The sequence below is a fragment of the Nocardioides sp. genome (genome assembly GCF_024509035.1).
Lineage (GTDB): Bacteria > Actinomycetota > Actinomycetes > Propionibacteriales > Nocardioidaceae > Nocardioides.
Window position 1 is genome coordinate 1 of sequence record NZ_JANINT010000236.1, and the last position, 3245, is coordinate 3245.

Annotated in this window: 3 protein-coding genes and 1 pseudogene; 1 reads left to right on the forward strand and 3 read right to left on the reverse strand. The window is 74.0% G+C overall.

Features of this window, described 5'->3' with window-relative positions; all coding sequences use genetic code 11:
• Positions 1-134: 134 nt before the first annotated feature.
• On the reverse strand, positions 135-1100 hold the full coding sequence (locus tag Q0L15_RS16570) for a hypothetical protein (RefSeq protein WP_296605556.1): 966 nt from the start codon (positions 1098-1100) through the stop codon (positions 135-137).
• A 29-nt stretch (positions 1101-1129) separates the two neighbouring features.
• Between Q0L15_RS16570 and Q0L15_RS16575 the strand changes: the two genes are divergently transcribed.
• Positions 1130-2143 (forward strand): TIGR03617 family F420-dependent LLM class oxidoreductase, encoded by a 1014-nt coding sequence (locus Q0L15_RS16575; RefSeq protein WP_296605557.1) that lies wholly within the window; start codon positions 1130-1132, stop codon positions 2141-2143.
• Here the strand turns inward: Q0L15_RS16575 and Q0L15_RS16580 are convergent.
• Positions 2136-2765: a hypothetical protein gene (locus Q0L15_RS16580; protein ID WP_296605558.1), complete on the reverse strand. Its 630-nt coding sequence runs from the start codon at positions 2763-2765 to the stop codon at positions 2136-2138. The two genes, Q0L15_RS16575 and Q0L15_RS16580, sit on opposite strands and share 8 nt — an antisense overlap.
• Before the next feature lie 52 nt (positions 2766-2817).
• Positions 2818-3245: pseudogene (locus Q0L15_RS16585) on the reverse strand (LLM class flavin-dependent oxidoreductase); the annotation flags it as partial.

The window sequence follows — 3245 nt, forward strand, 5'->3', positions numbered from 1 at the left end:
GCCGCCCTCGACGAGCGGATCGCCGAGGACGCGAAGCTGCCGTGGGACGCCGCGACGTCGGGCTGCCTGGCCCTGCGCTGAGCCCTGCGCCGAGCCCCTGCGCCGAGCCCTGCGCCGAGCCCTGCGCTGAGGCGCTAGCTCGCCTCGACCAGCAGCCGCTCCCGGCGGCCGGTCAGCTCGACGACGCGGCTCTCGACCTCGCGCTGCTGGGCGGCGAGGCGGGTGCGGATCTCGTGGACCATCCCGGCAGCCTCGGCCGTGCGTCGCGCGGCCTGGTCGATCCGCGACTTCACCGACCAGTCGCTGAAGATGTTGTCGAACCACACGTCGAACGCCTGGGTCAGCCCGTCGACCGAGAGGCCCTGCACCACGGCGGTCATGCCGACGTCGGCGAGCTCGGTCGAGAGCCGGCGCAGCGCCTGGTCGGCGCCGTGCAGCAGGCGCTGGGCCTCGTCCATCCGGTCGTACTTGACCATGTCGGTGATCATCCCGCCGCCGAAGAACGTGTCGTACGTCGCCCAGCTGCCGGCCGAGCCCAGCACGTCACCGGCGCGCGACAGCGCGGCGGCGGCCTGCTCACCGGCGGCGAGCGCCTCGCCCACCTCCTTCGCCGTCGACCGGGCGGCGGCCAGCTCGGCGGCGATCGTGGCCAGCTCGGCGCCGGCGGCGCCGCCGACCTCGGTGAGCAGCCGCTCCTTCTCCGCCATCGCCTGGTCGCGCCGGCCGTGGACGTCGCCGAGCGCGGCCAGCTCGGCCTCGGCGCGGCGCACCTCGTCGTGGGTGCTGACCAGCCACGCGTCGGCCCGCGCGGCGGCGTACTCCGCGGCCTGGCGCTCGGCCTGCTCGCGGTCGAGGTCGGTGTCGCGGCTGCCCTTGAGCGTGGCCCAGATGCGCGTTGGGCTGAACGACTCGAGCGCGCGGACGTCCTCGGTCTCGGTCGCGAGCTGCGCGTGCGCCTGCACGGCTGCGCCCTTGGCCGACTCCTCCGAGGCCCGCGCGCGGTGCAGCCGCGCGCTCACGCGGCCGTGCTCGGCGACGGCCTCGAGGGCTGCCTCCAGCTCGTCGTGCACCTGCCTGGCCCGATCCCCCGTGGTGGTCACCGCACCACCGTAGACGCCAGGATGTGCGCGTGCTCCTCGACGTGCAGCTCGACTCCCGCCCCGACCGCGCCGCCGACCGGGCCCGCGAGCTCACAGGCACGGGCGTCGCCGGGCTCTTCACGTTCGAGGGGCCGCACGACGTGTTCCTGCCGCTCGCGGCCGCCGCGGGCGCGGTCGAGACCGACCTGATGACCAACGTGGCGATCGCGATCCCACGCAGCCCGATGCACCTCGCGCACACGGCGTACGACCTCCAGCTGCTCTCGCGCGGCCGGTTCCGCCTGGGGCTCGGCTCGCAGATCCGCCCCCACATCGAGCGCCGCTACGGCGCGACGTGGAGCCGCCCCGCGGCGCGGATGCGCGAGACGGTGCTGGCGGTCAAGGCGATCCTCACCTCGTGGCAGGACGGCACCCCGCTGGACTTCCGCGGCGAGTTCACCCAGCACACGCTGATGCCTCCGACGTTCGTGCCCGGCCCGAACCCGTACGGCGTCCCGCCGGTGCTGCTCGGCGCCCTGGGACCGGTGATGACGCGCACCGCCGCCGAGGTCGCCGACGGCCTGCTGGTGATGCCGTTCCACAGCCACCGGCACTTCCGTGAGCGCACCCTGCCCGCCGTCGACGCGGGTCTCGCGGCCGCCGGCCGGAGCCGGGGCGACCTGGCGATCCTGCCGCAGGCGATCGTCGCGATGGGCCGCACCGAGGCCGAGCTCGCCGCCGCCTCCGCAGGGGTGCGCGGGCTGCTGGCGTTCTACGGTTCGACGCCGGCGTACCTGCCCGTGCTCGAGGTCGAGGGGTGGGCCGAGGTGCAGCCCGAGCTCAACCGGCTCTCCAAGCAGGGCGACTGGGCGCAGATGATCGGGCTGGTCACCGACGAGATGCTCGAGACGCTCGCGGTCCGCGGCACCCCCGAGGAGTGCGCGGCCGAGATCGGGCGCCGCTTCGGCGACGTGGCGGACCGGGTGTGCTGCTACTTCCCGGGGTACGACGCGCCGCTGGACCAGGTCGCCGACCTGGTGACGGCGCTCGGCGCGATCAGCTGACGAACCGCCGCCGCGTGGGCGCGTTGGCCTGGATGGCGATGCCGGCGAACGCGGCGACCATCAGCAGCACGGTGGCCTTGGAGAGGTACTCGGGCAGCGCCCCGGAGAACGGCGCGATCAGCGCGTGCAGGATCAGCGCGAACGGGATCCACCGAGGCGTCGTCCCGGCCCGCAGCAGCGCGATGCCGAGCAGCAGCTCGCCGAGGTAGAGCCCGACGATCCAGGCGTAGAGGAACACCGCGATGCCGGCGTCGCTGGCGATCTCGTCGATGTTCTTGTCCCGGATCGCGTCGGTGAGGACCAGGGAGCGGAAGAACGCCATCAGCATCGCGAAGCCGGCCGTGCCGATGAACCCCACCTCGAGCACGACGGTGCTCACCAGCGCGAGCCCCCAGCCGCGGTGCTCGAACATCGTCAGGATCGCCGGGAGGCCGAGGGTCAGGAAGACCGAGGCGAGGAAGAGGACCACAGCCGCCGTCATCCACTGGCCGCTCTGCTCCTGGACGATCCGCAGGGACTCCGAGCCGTTGTCGGACTGGGGAAGCAGGAATCCTCCGAGACACAGCGCGAGCGCACCGGTCAGCAGCATCGCCGCCGACGCCGGCACCCAGTCGGTCCTCACGACCACACCGTAGGGCCCGGGGGTCGGCGGCACAGACGAACGGCGGTGCTGGTCATCGGAGGATCGCCGCGACGCGCTCGACCTGGGCCGGGTCGGAGCTCGTCGGGATCAGCTGCACCTCGTCCGCTCCGAGGTCGGCGACCCGCTGGAGGGCGGCGCGCAGCTCGGCCTCGGTGCCGGCGAAGCCCGCGGTGGCGGCCAGCGCGTCGACGTACTCGGCCGGGATCCAGTTCATGTAGTGGCGCAGGTGGCGGTGCACCTGCTCGCGCGCGGTCTCGCGGTCGCCGAGGGCGAACCAGAACGAGGTCGTGAGCCGCGGCGCGGGCCGGCCGGCGTCGCGCCACGCGTCGCGGGTCAGCGTGAAGAGCCGCTCGATCTCGGCCAGGTCGAGGTCGAGCGACATGCCTGCCAGTCCGTCGGCCCAGGCGGCGGCGCTGCGGATCGTGCGCGGGCCGAGGGTGCCGACGAGCAGCTCGGGAC